Raw genomic sequence first — 1,355 nt, forward strand, 5'->3', positions numbered from 1 at the left:
AGTAGCGAAGTACCTGATTCCATGCTGCCAAGAAAAGCCTCTATCGAGGTAGCTTCCGCCCGTACCGCAAACCGACACAGGTAGGTGAGGAGAGAATCCTAAGACCAGCGGAAGAATCGTTGTTAAGGAACTCGGCAAATTGACCCCGTAACTTCGGGAGAAGGGGTGCCTACGAAAGTAGGCCGCAGAGAATAGTCCCAAGCAACTGTTTAGCAAAAACACAGGTCTCTGCTAAAGCGAAAGCTGATGTATAGGGGCTGACGCCTGCCCGGTGCTGGAAGGTTAAGGGGACTGGTTAGCTAATAGCGAAGCCATGAACTTAAGCCCCAGTAAACGGCGGCCGTAACTATAACGGTCCTAAGGTAGCGAAATTCCTTGTCAGGTAAGTTCTGACCCGCACGAATGGCGTAATGACTTGGGAACTGTCTCAACAACGAATCCGGCGAAATTGTATTGCGAGTGAAGATGCTCGCTACCCGCGATTGGACGGAAAGACCCCGTAGAGCTTTACTGTAGCTTAGCATTGAGGCTTGGTATTGTCTGTACAGGATAGGTGGGAGACTTGGAAGCAGGGTCGTCAGGCTCTGTGGAGTCAACCTTGGGATACCACCCTGACAGTACTGAGCTTCTAACCGGATGCCATGAAACTGGTAACGGGACATTGTTAGGCGGGCAGTTTGACTGGGGCGGTCGCCTCCTAAAAAGTAACGGAGGCGCTCAAAGGTTCCCTCAGAGCGGTTGGAAATCGCTCGAAGAGTGTAAAGGCAGAAGGGAGCCTGACTGCGACACCAACAAGTGGAGCAGGTACGAAAGTAGGACTTAGTGATCCGGTGGTTCCTCGTGGGAGGGCCATCGCTCAACGGATAAAAGCTACCTCGGGGATAACAGGCTGATCTCCCCCAAGAGTCCACATCGACGGGGAGGTTTGGCACCTCGATGTCGGCTCGTCGCATCCTGGGGCTGAAGTAGGTCCCAAGGGTTGGGCTGTTCGCCCATTAAAGCGGCACGCGAGCTGGGTTCAGAACGTCGTGAGACAGTTCGGTCCCTATCCGTCGCGGGCGCAGGAAGTTTGAGAGGAGCTGTCCTTAGTACGAGAGGACCGGGATGGACTGACCTCTGGTGCACCAGTTGTTCCGCCAGGAGCACGGCTGGGTAGCTATGTCAGGACGGGATAAACGCTGAAAGCATCTAAGCGTGAAGCCCACCTCAAGATAAGACTTCCCATAACGTTAAGTTAGTAAGACCCCTAGAAGAACACTAGGTTGATAGGTTAGAGGTGTAAGCATGGTAACATGTTCAGCTGACTAATACTAATAGGTCGAGGGCTTGACCAAAATATTAATCTGTGCAATTTT

General features: G+C 52.4%; 1 rRNA gene (only partly in view). It reads left to right on the plus strand.

Annotation, left to right across the window (positions count from 1 at the left end):
• Positions 1-1,334 (plus strand): 23S ribosomal RNA (locus M2651_RS14185); it begins 1,669 nt to the left of the window's first position.
• Positions 1,335-1,355: the final 21 nt, after the last annotated feature.

Origin of the sequence: Clostridium caldaquaticum (assembly GCF_023806125.1) — a bacterium.
Classification (GTDB): Bacteria; Bacillota; Clostridia; order Clostridiales; family Clostridiaceae; genus Clostridium_AT; species Clostridium_AT caldaquaticum.